The sequence below is a fragment of the Streptomyces sp. NPDC059443 genome, from assembly GCF_042750105.1.
In the GTDB taxonomy this organism is placed as follows: domain Bacteria; phylum Actinomycetota; class Actinomycetes; order Streptomycetales; family Streptomycetaceae; genus Streptomyces.
Genome location: NZ_JBHYVM010000019.1, coordinates 74,066 through 90,923, shown reverse-complemented (window position 1 = coordinate 90,923; position 16,858 = coordinate 74,066). Strand labels below are relative to the sequence as shown.

Here is a 16,858-nt window from a genome sequence, read left to right as displayed (position 1 = left end):
GCCGAAGATCTCCTCATATAGTCGCCCGTCGTACTCTTACGGCCATGCGACAACGCCCCATCCCCGGCACCTCCGGCATCGTCCGCACCATGACCCTGCTGGGCGACCCGGTGCTCCATTCCGCTTGCGCGGAGGTCACCGAGTTCGGACCGGCCCTCGACCGGCTCATCGAGGACATGTTCGCCACGATGTACGCGGCCCAGGGCGTCGGCCTCGCCGCGAACCAGATCGGCGTCGGGCAGCGGGTGTTCGTCTACGACTGCCCCGACGACGAGGACGTCCGCCACGTCGGCCACATCGTCAACCCGCGACTGGTCTCGGCCGACGGGGACGAATTCCTGGGCCCCGAGGGCTGCCTGTCCCTGCCGGGGCTGGAGGCGGGGACGCTCCGCTACGACAGCGCGGTGGTGGAGGGCGTCACCTCGGACGGCGCGGCCGTGCGGATCTCCGGGACCGGGTTCTTTGCGCGCTGCCTTCAGCACGAATGTGATCACCTGGCCGGTGGGGTGTACGCGGAGCGGGTTACGGGGCTGCGGGCGCGCAGGCTGCGCAAGCAGATCCGCAAGACGGACTGGGGCGCCGCCGGGATCCACGCGCTGCGGTAGCGAGGGGCAACGTCAGAAGCCCGGGCCGTCGGCGCGGTTGCCGGCTGTGGCCAGGCGGCCCCAGAGGAGGTCCGTGAGGGCGGTGACGAGCTCCGCGCGCTCGCACGGCCGCTCGCCGAGCCACCAGTCGCCCGCGGCGTGCATCATGCCGACGATCCCGTGACCCCAGACGCGGGCCAGGCGTTCGCCGCCGGGGCCGGGGCCGAGGTCCACGCGCTCGCCGATCACCTGCGCCAGCTCCTCGCCGAGGCGCCGCAGCAGCGGGGCCGAGTGCAGGCCCACGTCGAAGCCCCGTTCGGCGGCCTGGGAGTCCTCGGCCGGGTGCATGAGGAAGCGGTAGACCTGCGGGCGGGCCTCGATGGCGGCGAGATAGGTGTCGAGGGTGGCCTCCACCCGGCGGCGCCGCTCGGCGGGGGCGTCGAGCGCCGCGCGCAGCGAGTCGAGCAGGGCGTCGGTGTGCCGGACGGCGAGGGCCTGGTAGAGGCCCGCCTTGTCGCCGAAGTGCCGGTAGAGGATCGGCTTGGTGATGCCGGCCTCCGCCGCGATGGCGTTCATGGACGCCTTCGGGCCGTCCCTGAGGACGACCCGGTCGGCCGCCTCCAGCAGCTCCCGCCGCCGGCGCTCGCCCGTTCCCGGCTCGCCGGCCTGCTGTGTGGTCTCCATGACGTGTTTCACTCCCCGCCTTGCGATGTCCTGACGCCCACGCAACGTAACACCCCGCACACCCTGGCGATCTCATCGGTGCTCCGCCATCGCTGCTGCTTGACAGTGCTTACCGGCCGGTAACAGACTGGGGTCATAGTGGGGGTTACCGTTGGTAACTGCTTGTACGGCAGTGTGATACGAAAGCTGGAGGGGACATGGCGGAGTTCACCATGGAGCTGAACGACGACCAGAAGCAGGTGCGGGACTGGGTCCACGGCTTCGCCGCCGACGTGATCCGCCCCGCCGCCGCGGAATGGGACGAGCGTGAAGAGACTCCGTGGCCCGTCATCCAGGAGGCCGCCAAGGTCGGCATCTACGGGCTCGACTTCTACGCCCAGCAGTTCTTCGACCCCACCGGCCTCGGCATCCCGATGGCCATGGAGGAGCTGTTCTGGGGCGACGCGGGCATCGCGCTGTCCATCGTCGGCACCGGACTCGCCGCCATCGGCGTCGTGGCCAACGGCACCGAGGAGCAGATCGGCACCTGGATCCCGCAGATGTACGGCACTCCCGACGACGTGAAGCTCGCCGCCTTCTGCTCCTCCGAGCCCGACGCCGGTTCCGACGTCGGGGCCATGCGCACCCGCGCCGTCTACGACCAGGCCAAGGACGAGTGGGTGCTCAACGGCACCAAGACCTGGGCGACGAACGGCGGCATCGCCAACGTCCACATCGTCGTGGCCGTCGTCGACCCGGAGCTCGGCACCAAGGGCCACGCCTCCTTCATCGTGCCGCCGAACACTCCGGGCCTCTCCCAGGGGCAGAAGTTCAAGAAGCACGGAATCCGCGCCTCGCACACCGCCGAGGTGGTGCTGGAGGACGTGCGCGTGCCCGGATCCTGCCTGCTCGGCGGCAAGGAGAAGCTCGACGAGCGCCTCGCGCGGGCCCACGAGCGGGCCAGGGCGGGCGGCGGCGAGCGGGTGAAGAACGCGGCCATGGCCACCTTCGAGGCCTCCCGCCCGGCCGTCGGAGCCATGGCGGTCGGTACGGCGCGCGCCGCGTACGAGGTGGCGCTGGACTACGCGAAGACCCGTACGCAGTTCGGCCGGCCGATCATCGACAACCAGGGCGTCGCCTTCCAGCTCGCCGACATGCGCACCTCCATCGACGCGGCCCGCCTGATGGTGTGGCGCGCCTCCTGGATGGCGGTCGCGGGCAAGCCGTTCACCGCGGCCGAGGGCTCGATGTCGAAGCTGTTCGCGAGCGAGGTCGCCAAGAAGGTCACCGCCCAGGCGGTCCAGATCCTCGGCGGCAACGGCTTCACCCGCGAGTACCCGGTGGAGCGCATGCACCGGGACAGCGCGATCTACACCATCTTCGAGGGCACCAGCGAGATCCAGCGGCTGGTGATCGCGCGCACGATCTCGGGCATGCAGATCCGCTAGCGCGGGGCTTGAACGGGGCCTGCTCAGCGCAGGAGGCCCCGCAGGGCGCGGCCGAAGAGGAAGCGGGCGGCCGCGGCCGTCAGGGGGTCGAGGAGGCGGGGGAGGCCGCGCAGGCGCAGGTCCTCGCGCCATTCGGCCTCGCAGCCGCCGCCGGGCGCGGGGCGGATTTCGATCTCCGCCCAGCCGGTGACCGCACTGCCGCGTTTGACGAGGCGGACCAGGCCGGCGGAGGCGTCCCGAGGGGGCTCCCACACGGTCACTTCCATCGGATCGTCGAACGTGATGCTTCCCACGCCCGTGCGGGCCGTGAAACGCGTTCCGACGTGCGTGGGAGGCGCCGTCTCGATGATCGTCCGGGTCAGCGGGACCTGCGCGCCGTGGCGTTCCCAGTCGGTCAGCCGCCGCCACGCCTCCCCGGGTGCGAGAGCAGTTCGGTGAACGATCCGGATAGCGGGCATGAGCGCATGGTAATCGGGCATACACACCCTGAACTGGACCGCGAATATGGGTTCCGTCCAGGGGTGGCGATCAGTAATACTCACCGCCACCGTGGATCGCGGATTCGACCGGGTGACCACCGGCCCTCCCGCCCCACTCTGCGAGGAGGTGCGCCATGTGCTCCCACCAGCCCCCCTGCCCGACCGCCGACAGCGCCGATCACGACGCCGCCCGCACCGTGGCCTTCCATCCCGAACAAGGCTGGAATCTGCTCTGCAACGGCGCCGTGGTCTTCGACGACACAGGTGAACTGCTCCCCGACGGCCGCACGGTGGAACCCCGCCGCCCGGCCCTGGTCTGAGCGAGGAGGCAGCATGCGCCAGCAGCTGATCCGCAAGCCCGTCCCCAAGCCCGCCCCCCGAGACCTGGACCTGCGCACACCGTCGGGCAGACCCCTCCCGTACTGACGGGAGCCCCGGAGTTACGCCGTGCACGGCACCACCGGCTGAGCGGTCAGCCGGTGGGCGCCGCCGCGCCGCCCAGGAAGGCGCTCTCGTACGCCTCGTCGCCAATCGCGGCCCTGGCCTGGCGTTCGCCCTGGTCGCGCAGGGCCGTCAGTGAGGGGGAGCCCATCTGCGGCCGGCCCACCGTGCGCCACCAGGCGTGGCCCGTGCCCAGCAGTCGCGCCGCGAGCTCGCCGTCGCCCATGGCCGCCACCGCCGCCGCCAGGAGGTCCAGGCCGAGCGCGATCCCGAAGCGGTCGCCCAGCAGCCGCTTGCCCGACAGCATCGCCCGCGCGTGCCGGGCCGCCTCCCCGTGGTGGCCGAGCCCGAAGGCCGCGACGGCCAGGATGTAGTCCGCGTACGCCCGCAGCCAGCGCTCGCCCAGCTCCGCGCAGGCCTCCCGCAGGCCCCGCGCCTCCTCCTCGGCCTCCTCGAAGCGCCCGAGGTCGCACAGGGCGTAGCCGGTGGCCAGCCGGCACAGCAGCCAGCCCACGCCGCTGGGTCTGCCCCCGTGGCCCCCGCGCGCCCGGGGTCCCGCGAGCGCGAGGGCCCGTACGGGATCGCCCGGCATCAGCACCGACACCGCGTGCATGTAGGCGGCGCGCAGCTCCGGTTCCGGATCGGCCAGCTCGGCCGCCGCGGCGGTGCACTCCTCGCCGAGCCGCTCGGCGGTGTCCAGGTCGCCCTGGAGCAGGGCGGTGAGCCCCAGCGCCCACAGGCCCTGGACGTACGCCGCTCCCGAGCGCGGACCCGCCGCCAGGGCCCGTTCCAGGAAGGCCCGGCCCTCGTGGACGTGACCGCAGGAGAACCAGAAGAACCACAGGGCTCCGGCCGTCTCCAGGGCCGCCACGGGATCCGAGCCGATCAGATGCTCCAGGGCGGTACGCAGCTGCGCGTGCTCGGCGGTCATCCTGCGGTACCAGTCCACCTGGCCGGGGCCCAGCCAGCCCCGGTCGGCGGCCTGCGAGAGCGCCGCGTACCAGTGGGCGTGCCGGTCGGCGAGGGTCCGTACCTCGCCGAGCTCCGCCAGCCAGTCCTGGCCGTACTCGCGGATCGTGTCCAGCATCCGGTAGCGGGCGCCCGCGCCCCGCTCCCGGGTGATCCGCACCACCGACTTCGTGACCAGGCCCGTCAGCACCCGCTCCACGCGCCCCGCGGGCAGCGGACCGCCCGCGCAGACCGCCCGCGCCGCGGCCACGTCGAAGTCCCCGGTGAAGACCGAGAGCCGGGCCCACAGCAGCCGCTCCAGCGGCTCGCACAGCTCGTGGCTCCAGCCGATCGTGGTCCGCATCGTCTGGTGCCGGGGGAGCCGGGCGGTGGAGGTGTCGGACAGCAGGTCGAAGCGGACGCCGAGGCGCTCCGCCATCTGCTCCAGGCTCCACAGCCGCATCCGGGCGCCGGCCAGTTCGAGGGCGAGCGGGATCCCGTCCAGGCGGCGGCACACCTCGACGGCGACGGCCGCCCGGTCCGGATCGGCGAAGACGGCCCCGGCCTGAGGGGTGGCGGCCAGGGCGCGCGCCCGGAAGAGGGCCACGGCGTCGCTGTCGGGCCCGTCGCAGGGCAGCGGACTGACCTCGACCACCTTCTCGCCGGAGGAGCCGACCGGTTCGCGGGAGGTGATCAGCACCGTCAATCCGGGGGCGGACTGCAGGAGTTCACCGACGAGGTGGCGGCACGCGGCCACCAGGTGCTCACAGGTGTCGAGGACGAGGAGCAGCTCCTTGTCGGCCATCCACGCGCACAGTTCCTCGTCCAGCGGGCGCGGGGACTGGTTGGCGAGGCCGAGGGCGTGCGCGACGGTGGCGGTGAGCAACTCGGCGTCGCGCAGGGGTGAAAGCTCCACCCACCAGACGCCGTCACGACGCTGCCGGTGGGCATCCACGGCGGCGCGCAGCGCCAGCCTGGACTTGCCGACGCCGCCGACGCCCGTGAGGGTGACCAGCCTTTGCTCGCGCAGCAGTTCGTACAGCAGGCCGAGTTCGCGCTCGCGGCCCACGAAGCTCGCCGTCTCCGGCGGCAGGTTTCCCGGCACGGCGCCAGAGTCTGGCTCAGGGGCGCCGTCCGCGGGATCTGGCTGATTGTTGTTGACCGAGTACTCACCGAACACGCATGTATTGTGCGCGATCTTCGTTCTCCGCAGTGCCGTTCGGGGCAGATCGGAGGGACGGACTCTGGTTACGGTGCGGCGACTACGACCCGCCGTTCGGCCGAGAACGCCCCCCAGTTGCCGTCGGGCAGCCGGGCCCGCAGCTTCACCGTCCATATGGTGCCCGCCGGTTCGGTGACCGCGAGGCGGTGTTCCGCGCGGCCGGCCGGGACCGCGCCCGCACCGAACTGGATGACCGTGGTGGGACGGCCGTTGACGTAGAGCTCGTACTCGCTGGTCTGCCGGCCGGTCGACGGGGCGGTCCAGGTGAGGGTGACCGCGCCCGGAGAGGCGACCGCCGCGAACTCGGCGGGAGCGGTGTCGGGCCGCTGTCCCGCCCCGGGCGGAGTGGTCAGGTCCACCGGGGGGCCGTCGGGGGAGGAGTTGTCGGCGCCGTCGCGGGCCCTGACCGTGAAGGTGTACGCGGTGTCGGGCTGGAGGCCCTCCAGGGTGGTCTCGGTCGCGCCGGGGCCGACGGTGTGGATCCGGGAGGCGCCCTGGTAGACGTCGTACGCGGTGATCCCCGTGTCGTCGGAGGCCGGGGCCCAGGTCAGCAGGGCGGAGGTGGGCCCGAGCGCGCGGCCGGCCGTACTCGGCGGGGCCGTCGGCGGCTGCCGGTCCTCGGCCTTGGCGGCGGGGGTGGTGGCGGAGACGGAGGCGCTGGGCGGCGAGGTGTTCCCGGCGGCGTCCCGGGCCCGGACCGTGAACCCGTACGCGGTCTGCGGGCTGAGTCCGGTGATGTCCACCATCGTCTTGTCGGCGGGGAGCTCGCGGACCAGCCGGCCGGCCTGGAAGACCAGGAAGGAGGTCACCCGGTCGGCGGGCGCGGCCGACCGCCACATGACGTGGACCGAAGTGGCGCTGCCGGCCTGGGCGGTGAGCTCGGCGGGGGCGGGCGGGGGTGTGGTGTCCGCCGAGGCGCACGCCGTCAGGGCGGCCGCGGCGAGGGTCAGTGTCAGCGCCAGTTTCGGAGTCCGTTGGTGCACGGCGGCGGCCTCTTCCTCCGGCTCTTAAAGGTCTAGACATATATGGCACGCCTCGCGGCGGCCGGGCAAGACCCGCGCGTTCGCCTTCTGCCGCTCCCGTCTGGCACTATTGCGATCTCTTTGCAATAAGCAGCATTTTTCATTAGATAGTGACCGAAAGCAGCAGGAAGTGCACAGGATGACGGCCCGGACCATACGGGGATCGGCCGGCGCGACCGCGGCCGCCGCACTCATCACGGGCGTCGCGGCCTGTTCGAGCCCCACCGGAGGCACCGCGTCCGCGGCACCCGACTCCGCCGTGGTCGCCATAGCCAACGAGCCGGAGACCCTCAGCCCGCTGCTGGGCTATGGCAAGGACGGCAACTCGAAGATCTTCGACGGGCTCCTGGCACACGACACGGACATGAAGCTGAAGCCGGCCCTGGCCCTGACCCTGCCGGAGGTCTCCGCCGACGGGCTCACGTACACGTACAGGCTCCGCCAGGGCGTGAAGTTCAGCGACGGGCAGCCCTTCGGCGCCAAGGACGTCGTCTTCACCTACAGGACGATCCTCCACGAGAAGACCAACAACGCGTCGAAGTCCGAACTCGACGCGATCGCGGGCATCGAGGCGCAGGGGGACGACGCCGTCGTCTTCCGCCTGAAGTACCCCTACGCCCCGTTCGCCGAGCGGACCGTCCTGCCCATCGCCCCCGAGCGCATCGCGGGCAGGCAGGACGTCAACAGCGGGGACTTCGCGGCCAAACCCGTCGGCACCGGACCGTACGTGCTCACCTCCTGGTCCAAGGGCGAGAAGCTCAGCTTCAAGGCCAACCCCTCCTACTGGGGCGGCGAGCCGGCGGTGAAGAAGTTCACCATGGCCGTCATCAAGGACGACGACGTACGCGCCACCCGGCTGCGCTCCGGCGAACTGGACGGGGCGATCCTGCCGCCGAACCTGGCCGGGGCGTTCAAGGACGACGGCGCGCGCAAGACCTACACCGCCAAGACCTTCGACTACCGCAACGTCACCATGCCCACGCACAACGAGGTCACCGGCGACGTGGCGGTCCGCCGGGCCCTCGACCTCGCCGTGGACCGCGGCGCCATGGTCGACAAGCTCCTCGAAGGCGCCGGCAAGGCCGCCTACGGCCCCGTCCCCACCGGCAGCCCGTGGTTCACGGCCGGCACGGAGCGCACGTACGACCTCGCCCGGGCCAAGAAGATCCTCGACGACGCGGGCTGGGTGCCCGGCGACGACGGCATCCGCTCCAAGAAGGGCCTGCGGGCGACCTTCCCGCTGTGGCACACCTCCGGAGACAAGATCCGCCAGGACCACGCGCTCGCCTTCGCCTCCGACGCCAAGAAGGCGGGCATCGAGGTGAAGATCGAGTCCGGTAGCTGGGAGGTCATCGAGCCCCGGATGAAGACCGACGCCGTCCTCGCGGGCGGCGGCTCCCCGGCCGACCCCGACTTCGACCAGTACCTGACGCTGACCTCCTCGCTCGCGGGCGACGGCTTCAACAACATGGCGTGGTACGACAACAAGACGGTCGACCGGGCGCTCCTCGACGGCCGCAGGAGCGGCGATCCGGCCGCGCGCAAGGCCGCGTACGACACGGTCCAGCGCGAGCTCGTCAAGAACCCCGGCTACGTCTACCTCACCCACATCGACCACCTCTACGTGGTCAACGACAAGTGGGACGGCCCCTCCACCCAGGTGGAGCCGCACGACCACGGCCTCGGCTCCGGCCCCTGGTGGAACATCGAGACCTGGAAGCCGAAGCAGAAGTGAGCCGGGCCAAGTGACCATCCGTTCCACCCGTTCCGTCCGGCTGCCCTGGGGGCCGATGGCGCGCATGGCGGGGCGGCGGACCCTGTTCGCCGCGCCCGTCCTGCTCGTCGTCACCTTCGGAGTCTTCGCCGTCGCCGCGCTGTCCCCCTTCGACCCCGTCAAGGCGTACGCGGGCACCGCCGGGCTCACCGCCCCGCAGGCCGAACTGGACCAGTTGCGGGCCAACCTCGGCGTGGACCAGCCCCTGGCCGCGCGCTGGTGGGAGTGGCTCACCTCGGCGCTCACCGGCGACCTCGGCACCTCCGCCGTGATGCGCCAGCCGGTGGCCGAGGTCATCGGCGAACGGCTCGGCTGGTCGGCGCTGCTCGCCCTGAGCGCCTTCGCGGTGGCCCTGCTGCTGGGTACGGGACTGGGCGTACTGGCCGTGCGCAGGGCGGGCGGGCTCCTCGACCGGGCCGTGTCCTCGCTCGCGTACACCCTCGAAGCGGCCCCGGCCTTCTGGCTGGGCCTGCTCGCCATCTGGTTCTTCTCGGTGCGGCTGGGGGTCCTGCCGTCCGGCGGCCTGACCGACGCGGGCAGCGACGTGGTCACGGCCGGCCAGGTCGCCCGCCACCTGGTGCTTCCCGCGCTGGTCCTGGGCGTCTCGCAACTGCCGTGGTTCTTCCTGTACGTCAGGCAGGGCGTGGCCGACGCGCTGGAGGAGGACCCCGTACGGGGCGCTCGTGCGCGGGGCGTGGGGGAGCGGCGGGTACTGCTCGGGCACGGCCTGCGCTCCGGAATGCTCCCGATGCTGACCCTGATCGGGTCGCGGGTCCCGGAGCTGATCACCGGCGCGCTGCTGGTGGAGACCGTCTTCAGCTGGCCCGGCATCGCGGCGGCCACCGTGCAGGCCGCGACCTCCGTGGACTTCCCGCTGCTGGCCGCGCTGACGGTACTGGCCACGGCGGCCGTACTGGCCGGGAACCTGCTGTCCGACCTGCTGTACGGGCTGGCGGACCCGAGGGTGGGCTTCGATGGCTGACGTGGTGGATGGGGCGGGCGGGGCCGACGTGACCTGGCGGTCCCGTGGGCAGGGCCGGCGCTCTACGCGTACGGTCCGGGTGCGGACCTCGGCGGCGTGCGTGGTGCTCCTCGCGCTGGCGGTCCTGCTGGTGCCGCCGCTGGTCCAACTGGACCAGCAGGCAGTCGACTTGTCGGCAAAGCTCCTGCCGCCCTCGTGGGCCCACCCCTTCGGCACCGATGACGTGGGCCGCGACCTGCTCCTGCGCTGCGTGTACGGGCTGCGGGTCTCGCTGGTCGTCGGCCTGGTGGCGGCGCTGGCCGCCACCGTCATCGGCACGGCCGTCGGCGCGGCCGCCGGGGCGCTCGGCGGCTGGACGGACCGGTTCGTCATGCGCGTGGTGGACACCCTGTCCTCGATCCCGCACCTGCTGCTGGGCATCTTCATCGTGGCGATGTTCCGGCCGGGGGTGTGGCCGGTGGTCGTCTCCGTGACGCTGACCCACTGGCTGTCCACCGCCCGCATCGTCCGGGCCGAAGTGCTCTCGCTGCGCTCGCGGCCCTTCGTGGACGCGGCCGTCGCGGGCGGTGCCTCCCGGCTGCGGGTCACCGTCCGCCACCTCGTGCCCGGTGTGCTGCCGCAGGCGGGGCTCGCGGCCGTGCTGATGATCCCGCACGCCATGTGGCACGAGTCGGCGCTGTCCTTCCTCGGCCTGGGCCTCCCCGCCCATCAGGCGAGCCTGGGCAACCTCGTCCAGACGGCCCGCGGCTCCCTGCTCGCCGGCGACTGGTGGCCCACCCTCTTCCCCGGGCTGTTCCTGATCGTCCCGACCCTGGCGATCGCGGGCCTCGCGGGCGCCTGGCGCGACCGCCTCAACCCCCGCCGCCGCTCGGAGCTGACACTGTGACGGACGAAACCGGGAGCGGGTCCGCAGGACCCGTCCTCACCCTGGAACGGCTGTCCGTACGCTTCCGCATGCGCGGCGGCCGCCACGTCCGGGCCGTCACGGACGCCACCCTCGCCCTGGCTCCGGGCGAGTGCCTCGCCCTCGTCGGCGAGAGCGGATGCGGCAAGTCCGTCCTGGCCTCCGCCCTCCTCGGGCTGCTGCCCGGCAACGCCGAAGCCTCCGGGGCGGCCCGGCTCGCGGACGGCACCGACCTCCTCGCCCTCGACGAGCGGACCCTCGCCCGGACCGTCCGGGGCCGACGCGTCGCGCTGGTCCCGCAGAGCCCGGCCGCGCACCTCACCCCGGTCCGTACCATCCGCTCCCACCTGGAGGAGACGGTCCGCGAGCTGACCGGAGCCACCAGGGGAGAGCTCCGGGAAGCGGCCGAAGCGGCCGCCGAGCGGGCGGCCTTCCCCGCCACCCACCTGGACCGCCACCCCCACGAGCTCTCCGGCGGCCTCGCCCAGCGTGCCGCCACCGCCCTCGCCCTGATCGGCGACGCCCCCCTGCTCCTCGCCGACGAGCCGACCACCGGGCTCGACCGCGACCTCGTCCACCGCACCGTCGACGAGCTGAGCGCGCACACCCGGGAGGCCGGCCGCGCGCTGCTGATGATCACGCACGACCTCGCGGCGGCCCGGCGCATCGCCGACACCGTGGCCGTCATGTACGCCGGCCGCATCGTGGAGACCGCCCCCGCCGGAGCCTTCTTCGGCGATCCGGGGCCTAGGCCGTCTCTTTCGGATCTTGCCTGGCCCGCGCCGCCCGGCACCGCACCTCGCCGCGCTGCCGGGGCACCCGAGTACGTCCAGTACGCGGGAGCCCCGGCAGCGCACCGAGGCACGGCACCGGACGACGCGGGCCTGACCGGCAAGATCCGAAAGAGACGGCCTAGCCACCCCTACGCCCGCGGACTCCTCGACGCCCTCCCGGAGCGTGCCTTCACCCCGATACCCGGCGCCCCGCCCGAACTGGGCGCGCTCCCGCCCGGCTGTGCCTTCGCCGCCCGCTGCCCCTTGGTCGACGCCCGCTGCCGGGCCGAGCGGCCCGTGCTCACCGAAGGGGTGGCCTGCCACCATGCTTGAGCTCATCGGCATCACCGCCGGATACGACCGCCGCGCCCCCGTCGTGCGCAACGCGCACCTGCGCCTCGCACCCGGCGAATCCCTCGGACTGCTCGGTCCCAGCGGCTGCGGCAAGTCCACCCTGGCCAGGGTCGCCGCCCTGCTGCACCGGCCCGACCGGGGGACCGTGGCCTTCGACGGCCGCGCCGTGACCGGCTTCCGGCACCGGGCGCCGCGCTCCCTGCGCACCGGCGTCGGCGTGGTGTTCCAGCAGCCCCGGCTGTCGGCGGACCCCCGGCTCAGGCTGCGCGACCTCGTCGCCGAACCCCTCCGCGCGACCGGGCGGCGTAGCGAAGTCGACTCCGTCGTGCCCGAGTTGGCGGACCGGGTCGGTCTCGGCCCGGACCTGCTCGCCCGGCGGCCCCACGAGGTCAGCGACGGCCAGCTGCAACGGGCTTGCCTGGCACGCGCGTTGGTGCTGCGGCCCCGCTGGCTGGTGTGCGACGAGATGACCGCGATGCTCGACGCCTCCACCACCGCGGCCCTGGTCGGCGTGGTCGAGGAGTACCGCGCGCAGACCGGCGCCGGGCTGCTGGCGGTGGGCCACGACCCCGTGCTGCTCGGGCGCTGGTGCGGCCGAACGACCCGCTGGGAAGAGATCGTCAAGGAGTGAACCGCGGTCACGGACGGTCAACACCCGTTTGGCGGACACGAGTTTCGCTCTAAGAGCCCCTCTCCTGCGCCACCATGGCGCCGCGTAAGGAGGTGTTCCGATGGTGATCTCCCTCTCCGTCGTCGTCCTGCTCCTCGTCCTCGCGTGGATCTTCATGCGCGGTGGCGGCCTCAAGTTGTCGCACGCGATCGTCTGCGTGCTGCTCGGCTTCTATCTCGCGAGCAGCAGCCTGGCCGCGACCATCCACAACGGAGTCTCGGCCACGGCGAACGTGGTCGGCGGCCTGAAGCCCTGACTGCTCCCCGGAGCTCTGACCGGCTCGCCGCGCGGCCGGGGTGGTGCGGACATACGCTGGTGCCGTTGCCCGGGTCCTCGGACGACAGGAGACCGTGCGGTGAAACCGACCCACATCCGGCTGCGCCGGGCCTGCGCGGCCATGGCCGCCGCAGGTGTACTGATCGCCCCGGCGGTGGCGGGCTCCGCGTACGGGGCGACCGCTCCGGGGCCGTCCGCTTCCGTCCGCGTCACGCAGCCCACGCCGCCCCCTCCGGGCAGCGGCACGGGGTTCGTGCGGCTCACGCCGGCCGTGGCGGCGCGACTGGACACGGCCGTGCGCGAGGTCATGCGGCAGACGAAGGTGCCGGGCGTGACCGTGGGGCTCTGGGCCCCCGGCAAGGGGAGCTACGTCAAGACCTTCGGCGTGGCGGACAAGGCGACCGGCGCGCCCATGGGGACCGGGCTCCACGTGCGGATCGGCAGCGAGACCAAGACGTTCACGGTCACCGCCCTCCTCCAGCAGGTCGACCGGGGCAAGGCGGGCCTGGACGACCCCATCGGCAAGTACGTCAAGGGCGTTCCGAACGGCGACCGCATCACCCTGCGCGAACTGGCGGGCATGCGCAGCGGGCTGTTCAACTACAGCCTCGACCCGGACTTCACCAAGAAGCTCCAAGCCGATCCGGAACAGGCCTTCACACCGCAGCAGTTGACCGCCTACTCCTTCAAGCACCCCGTGCAGTTCCAGCCGGACGAGAAGTTCCAGTACTCCAACACCAACCTGATCCTGCTCGGCCTGGTGGTCGAGAAGCTCACCGGCCGGCCGCTCCAGGAGGTCATCGAGCAGGACGTACTGAAGCCGGCCGGACTGCACCAGACGTTCTTCCCCACCGGCACGGAGTTCCCCGACCCCCACGCGCAGGGCTACAGCGACCAGACGGTCTCGGGCAGGACCGAGGACGTGACCGACTGGAACCCCTCCTGGGCCTGGGCGGCCGGAGCGATGATCTCCGACCTCCAGGACCTGCGCAGCTGGGCGGGCACCCTCGCCACCGGAACGCTGCTGACGCCCGCGACCCAGGCGGAGCGGCTGAAGACCACCCCGATGGACCTTCCGGGTACGAGTTACGGACTGGGCATCTTCAACGTCCAGGGCTGGATCGGCCACAACGGATCGATCCCCGGCTACGAGGTCCTCCCGGTCTACCTGCCCGAGGCGCGGGCGACGATGGTCATCCTCATCAACACCGACTCCCGGACCGACGGCCAGGAGCCCAGCACCCTCTTCGGCCAGGCGGTCACGAGCATCGTGACCCCGGACCACGTGTACCCCACGCAGAAGCTGCTCGCCCCGGATCCGGCCGACGGCGGACGCTGACGCAAGTGATCGACTGTTGTGCGTACATGAATCATCCGGCTCTTCCATGGACTCCTCGGGCAGTGCGGCCTACCGTCTGGCGGCGGCGCGACGTCAGACGCAGTGTCAACAGCACTGGCAGTGTCAACAGCACAGAGAGCCCTGGAGGAAGACCGGATGTTCCGAAGAGCGCTGAACCGCGCGGCGCTGCCGGCCCTCGCCGCGCTGGCGGTGGTGTCCGGGATCTCCCAGGCCGCAGCCGAGGGGATACCCCTGGGCCCCGGCCACCGCCTGGTCAGCCACTACGACGGCAGTCCCGCCACCGCCGATCCGCTGCCCGGCGAAGCCCCGCCGCAGCACCCCTTCCTCGCGCCCAACGGCCGTAGCGGCATGCACTCCGACGCGGCCGGCAGCGCCACGTCCCCCTGGTCCGGGCCGCTCGGCAGGAAGCCGGAGGTGACCAGCGAGAAGATCGCCGCCCTCGGCGGCGAATGCGCCACCGCCACCTTCGACTCGGCCGGGCGGCTGGTCACGGTGTGCGGCACCTTCAGCGGTTTCAAGGTCGAGCTGCTGGAGCCCCGTACGCTCGCCCCGCTCGCGGAGTACCAGCTCCCGCAACGCTCCTCGACGGTCCGGGCGATCAGCACGCTCGACCTGTCGAAGATCTTCAAGGACACCTCGGGCGGCGCCTACTTCTACCTGGACAACCAGGACCGTGCGGTGCTGGCCGACTCCCGCCAGCACATCCTGCGGCTCTCCCACGCCCAGGGTCCGGACGGCACCTGGCGGTTCAAGGCCGACGACGACTGGGACCTCACCGGCCAGGTCCCGCACGACTGCGCCGACTGGACCAACCTGCGGCCCAGCGGCACCTGCGACCCCGTCACCTCCGTGATGCCCGACTGGAACGGCCGCGTCTGGTGGGTCACCCGCCAGGGCCGCATAGGCACCGTGGACCCCGCGACCTCGCGGATCCGCTCGATCCGGCTGCCGGGCGAGGAGATCCAGAACTCCTTCTCGGTGGCCGAGGACGGCGTGTCCATCGTCACCGACCACGCCCTCTACAGCTTCCGCGCCGACGCCGACGGCACCCCCGTCGCGCAGTGGCGCCAGACCTACGACCGGGGTACGGGGACCAAGCCCGGCTCGGTGAACCAGGGGTCGGGCACCACCCCGGACCTCTTCGGCAACGGCTACGTCGCGATCACCGACAACGCCGACGACCGGATGAACGTCCTGGTCTACAAGCGGGGCCCGGACGTGCCGGAGGGGCAGCGGCTGGTGTGCAAGGTCCCGGTCTTCGGACCGGGCGCCTCGACCACCGACAACTCCCTGATCACATGGGGCAACAGCCTCGTCGTGGAGAACAACTACGGCTACGAGAACATCACCTCCCTGGTCCTCGGCAAATCGGTCGTCGGCGGCGCCAGCCGCATCGACGTCCGGGCCGACGGCAGCGGCTGTGACACGGTCTGGCAGAGCGCGATCCGCTCGCCCTCCGTCGTCCCGAAGCTCTCCACCGCGAACGGGCTGCTGTACTTCTACGAGAAGGACCCGAACATCTGGGGGATCGACGCCTGGTACCTGACGGCGGTGGACTTCCGCACCGGCGAGCGCCGCTGGCGGCAGCTCACCGGCACGGGCCCGCTGTACGACAACAACTGGGCCCCGATCACCCTGGGCCCCGACGGCACGGCCTACGTCGGCGTCTTCAACGGCATCGTCGCCGTACGCGACAGCGGCTAGGCCGGTGCCCCGCGGCCGACCCGTTCGATGGCCACCATCGCCGCGTCGTCGCCGAGCAGGCCGCCCGGGGCGTGGGCGAGGAGGTCCGCGCACAGGTGGCGCAGGAGGGCGTCCGGGCCGTCGCCGGGCCAGTCCGCGGCCCGCTCCGAGAGCGGATAGAACACCCCCGCCGCGTCACGCGCCTCGATGACTCCGTCCGTGTACAGGAGCACCACGTCGCCCGGCTCGAAGGAGAAGGACTGCGCGGCGAAGCCGGTGTCCACGAACTCGGAGAGGCCCAGCGGCGGAGCCGGATGGTCCACCTGGAGGGGTACGACGCGGCCCCCGCGCAGCAGCAGGGGCGGCGGGTGCCCGCAGCTGACGACCCTCAGGGTCGGTTCCCCGTCGGGGATGTCGAGGACGGCCGCCGTGGTGAACCCCTCCGACGGCTGCCCGGGGCCGTCCGCGTCCCGGTCGGGATCGGTGGCCACGGCGGCCTCCAGATGGGCGACGAGCCCCGGCAGATCGGCCTCCAGGTGCGCGGCGGCCCGGAACGCGCCGAGGACGATCGCGGCGTCCCCCACCGCCTCCAGGCCCTTGCCCCGGACGTCGCCGATGATCAGCCGGGTGCCCTCGGCGGTGCGCGCGGCCGCGTAGAGGTCGCCGCCGATCTGCGCCTCGGCCTCGGCGGCCAGGTACACGGAGGCGATCCGCAGCGGTCCCATCCGGTCGCGCAGCGGGCGCAGGACCACCTGTTGCATGGCGACGGCCACGGAACGTAGCCGGGTGAGCTGATCCTCGTGGACTTCGCGCAGGTGTGCGAAGAAGGTGACGAACGCCGAGATCAGCACGAGCGCGATGATCTGAAAGGTGTGGTTGAGGTCGGTGAGGGTGGTGCGGGCGATGGCCACCGCCACCTGCGCGGCCACCGCCACCGCCCCCACGAACCCGGTCATCCGGGGTCCCGCGAAGGAGGCGGTCAGGGCCGGCGCGGCCACCAGGAACGGGCCCAGGTGGACGTCCGGCGGCGCCAGGACGTCGACCACCGTCACCGCCGCGATCAGGACGAACGGGACCGACAGGAGCACCGCGCGCGATTCCCGGAACCGGCGTGTGAGTGGGTACGGCGGCCGAGGATCCATGCCTCCTGCATACACCGCCGGGGCCCGTACCGCGACGCACCGGCACGCGGCGCAGCAGCACGCGACGCACCGGCACGCGGCCGGGGGGGGGGGGCGGCGCGCCCCCCCGGGGGGGGGGGGGGGGGGCGCGCGG

General features: G+C 72.4%; 16 protein-coding genes. 11 read left to right on the top strand and 5 right to left on the bottom strand.

The annotated features are described in order from the left end of the window. Positions 1 to 44: 44 nt before the first annotated feature. A complete protein-coding gene (gene def / locus ACFXDJ_RS19800; RefSeq protein WP_384655710.1) occupies positions 45 to 605 on the top strand; it encodes a peptide deformylase in 561 nt (186 codons plus the stop codon). A 12-nt stretch (positions 606 to 617) separates the two neighbouring features. Here the strand turns inward: def and ACFXDJ_RS19795 are convergent, their stop codons facing one another. Further along, complete coding sequence (locus ACFXDJ_RS19795; RefSeq protein ID WP_384655712.1) at positions 618 to 1,268, bottom strand: TetR family transcriptional regulator; 651 nt, start codon at positions 1,266 to 1,268, stop codon at positions 618 to 620. A 197-nt stretch (positions 1,269 to 1,465) separates the two neighbouring features. Between ACFXDJ_RS19795 and ACFXDJ_RS19790 the strand changes: the two genes are divergently transcribed. Next, positions 1,466 to 2,695 (top strand): acyl-CoA dehydrogenase family protein, encoded by a 1,230-nt coding sequence (locus ACFXDJ_RS19790; protein WP_384655715.1) that lies wholly within the window; start codon positions 1,466 to 1,468, stop codon positions 2,693 to 2,695. A gap of 23 nt (positions 2,696 to 2,718) precedes the next feature. On the opposite strand, the gene ACFXDJ_RS19785 is transcribed toward ACFXDJ_RS19790, so the two are convergent. Next, positions 2,719 to 3,153 carry an SRPBCC family protein gene (locus ACFXDJ_RS19785; protein WP_384655718.1) on the bottom strand — a complete coding sequence of 145 codons (435 nt, stop codon included), beginning with the start codon at positions 3,151 to 3,153 and terminating at the stop codon, positions 2,719 to 2,721. A gap of 155 nt (positions 3,154 to 3,308) precedes the next feature. Here ACFXDJ_RS19785 and ACFXDJ_RS19780 point away from each other — a divergent pair, with 155 nt between their 5' ends. After that, a complete protein-coding gene (locus ACFXDJ_RS19780) occupies positions 3,309 to 3,494 on the top strand; it encodes a DUF5999 family protein (RefSeq protein ID WP_356653617.1) in 186 nt (61 codons plus the stop codon). A 152-nt stretch (positions 3,495 to 3,646) separates the two neighbouring features. Here ACFXDJ_RS19780 and ACFXDJ_RS19775 read toward each other — a convergent pair whose 3' ends face one another. Together ACFXDJ_RS19775 and ACFXDJ_RS19770 are read right to left on the bottom strand one after the other, a co-directional pair. Further along, positions 3,647 to 5,668 carry an ATP-binding protein gene (locus ACFXDJ_RS19775; protein WP_384655721.1) on the bottom strand — a complete coding sequence of 674 codons (2,022 nt, stop codon included), beginning with the start codon at positions 5,666 to 5,668 and terminating at the stop codon, positions 3,647 to 3,649. 143 nt (positions 5,669 to 5,811) lie between these two features. Further along, a complete protein-coding gene (locus ACFXDJ_RS19770) occupies positions 5,812 to 6,768 on the bottom strand; it encodes a fibronectin type III domain-containing protein (RefSeq protein WP_384655723.1) in 957 nt (318 codons plus the stop codon). Between the two features lie 178 nt (positions 6,769 to 6,946). On the opposite strand from ACFXDJ_RS19770, the gene ACFXDJ_RS19765 reads away from it, so the two are divergent. The 8 genes from ACFXDJ_RS19765 to ACFXDJ_RS19730 all read left to right on the top strand — a co-directional run bounded on the left by ACFXDJ_RS19765 (position 6,947) and on the right by ACFXDJ_RS19730 (position 15,604). Further along, positions 6,947 to 8,542, top strand: coding sequence for an ABC transporter substrate-binding protein (locus tag ACFXDJ_RS19765; RefSeq protein WP_384655725.1), 1,596 nt, complete (start codon positions 6,947 to 6,949; stop codon positions 8,540 to 8,542). A 55-nt stretch (positions 8,543 to 8,597) separates the two neighbouring features. Next, positions 8,598 to 9,563 (top strand): ABC transporter permease, encoded by a 966-nt coding sequence (locus ACFXDJ_RS19760; RefSeq protein ID WP_384655734.1) that lies wholly within the window; start codon positions 8,598 to 8,600, stop codon positions 9,561 to 9,563. Continuing rightward, positions 9,556 to 10,449 (top strand): ABC transporter permease, encoded by an 894-nt coding sequence (locus ACFXDJ_RS19755; protein WP_384655727.1) that lies wholly within the window; start codon positions 9,556 to 9,558, stop codon positions 10,447 to 10,449. The genes ACFXDJ_RS19760 and ACFXDJ_RS19755 overlap by 8 nt, the downstream gene beginning before the upstream one ends. A gap of 68 nt (positions 10,450 to 10,517) precedes the next feature. Next, positions 10,518 to 11,573, top strand: coding sequence for an ABC transporter ATP-binding protein (locus ACFXDJ_RS19750; RefSeq protein ID WP_384849824.1), 1,056 nt, complete (start codon positions 10,518 to 10,520; stop codon positions 11,571 to 11,573). Continuing rightward, the gene (locus ACFXDJ_RS19745) at positions 11,566 to 12,225 is read left to right on the top strand and encodes an ABC transporter ATP-binding protein (protein WP_384663388.1); all 660 of its coding nucleotides are present in this window, start codon (positions 11,566 to 11,568) and stop codon (positions 12,223 to 12,225) included. Before ACFXDJ_RS19750 ends, ACFXDJ_RS19745 begins: the two co-directional genes overlap by 8 nt. A 100-nt stretch (positions 12,226 to 12,325) precedes the next feature. Continuing rightward, on the top strand, positions 12,326 to 12,520 hold the full coding sequence (locus ACFXDJ_RS19740) for a hypothetical protein (protein WP_384663389.1): 195 nt from the start codon (positions 12,326 to 12,328) through the stop codon (positions 12,518 to 12,520). A 99-nt stretch (positions 12,521 to 12,619) separates the two neighbouring features. Next, positions 12,620 to 13,879 (top strand): serine hydrolase domain-containing protein, encoded by a 1,260-nt coding sequence (locus tag ACFXDJ_RS19735; protein WP_384663390.1) that lies wholly within the window; start codon positions 12,620 to 12,622, stop codon positions 13,877 to 13,879. Positions 13,880 to 14,035: 156 nt separating this feature from the next. After that, the gene (locus ACFXDJ_RS19730) at positions 14,036 to 15,604 is read left to right on the top strand and encodes a hypothetical protein (RefSeq protein ID WP_384663392.1); all 1,569 of its coding nucleotides are present in this window, start codon (positions 14,036 to 14,038) and stop codon (positions 15,602 to 15,604) included. Here the strand turns inward: ACFXDJ_RS19730 and ACFXDJ_RS19725 are convergent. Next, positions 15,601 to 16,725 carry a PP2C family protein-serine/threonine phosphatase gene (locus ACFXDJ_RS19725; RefSeq protein ID WP_384663393.1) on the bottom strand — a complete coding sequence of 375 codons (1,125 nt, stop codon included), beginning with the start codon at positions 16,723 to 16,725 and terminating at the stop codon, positions 15,601 to 15,603. The two genes, ACFXDJ_RS19730 and ACFXDJ_RS19725, sit on opposite strands and share 4 nt — an antisense overlap. Between the last annotated feature and the right edge of the window lie 133 nt (positions 16,726 to 16,858).

Coding starts and splice junctions, on each gene's coding strand:
- ACFXDJ_RS19760 (WP_384655734.1), top strand. CDS start 8,598: ATGGCGCGCATGGCGGGGCGGCGGACCCTGTTCGCCGCGCCCGTCCTG.
- ACFXDJ_RS19785 (WP_384655718.1), bottom strand. CDS start 3,153: ATGCCCGCTATCCGGATCGTTCACCGAACTGCTCTCGCACCCGGGGAG.
- ACFXDJ_RS19745 (WP_384663388.1), top strand. CDS start 11,566: ATGCTTGAGCTCATCGGCATCACCGCCGGATACGACCGCCGCGCCCCC.
- ACFXDJ_RS19740 (WP_384663389.1), top strand. CDS start 12,326: ATGGTGATCTCCCTCTCCGTCGTCGTCCTGCTCCTCGTCCTCGCGTGG.
- ACFXDJ_RS19795 (WP_384655712.1), bottom strand. CDS start 1,268: ATGGAGACCACACAGCAGGCCGGCGAGCCGGGAACGGGCGAGCGCCGG.
- ACFXDJ_RS19790 (WP_384655715.1), top strand. CDS start 1,466: ATGGCGGAGTTCACCATGGAGCTGAACGACGACCAGAAGCAGGTGCGG.
- ACFXDJ_RS19725 (WP_384663393.1), bottom strand. CDS start 16,725: ATGGATCCTCGGCCGCCGTACCCACTCACACGCCGGTTCCGGGAATCG.
- def (WP_384655710.1), top strand. CDS start 45: ATGCGACAACGCCCCATCCCCGGCACCTCCGGCATCGTCCGCACCATG.
- ACFXDJ_RS19780 (WP_356653617.1), top strand. CDS start 3,309: ATGTGCTCCCACCAGCCCCCCTGCCCGACCGCCGACAGCGCCGATCAC.
- ACFXDJ_RS19765 (WP_384655725.1), top strand. CDS start 6,947: ATGACGGCCCGGACCATACGGGGATCGGCCGGCGCGACCGCGGCCGCC.
- ACFXDJ_RS19750 (WP_384849824.1), top strand. CDS start 10,518: ATGCGCGGCGGCCGCCACGTCCGGGCCGTCACGGACGCCACCCTCGCC.
- ACFXDJ_RS19755 (WP_384655727.1), top strand. CDS start 9,556: ATGGCTGACGTGGTGGATGGGGCGGGCGGGGCCGACGTGACCTGGCGG.
- ACFXDJ_RS19730 (WP_384663392.1), top strand. CDS start 14,036: ATGTTCCGAAGAGCGCTGAACCGCGCGGCGCTGCCGGCCCTCGCCGCG.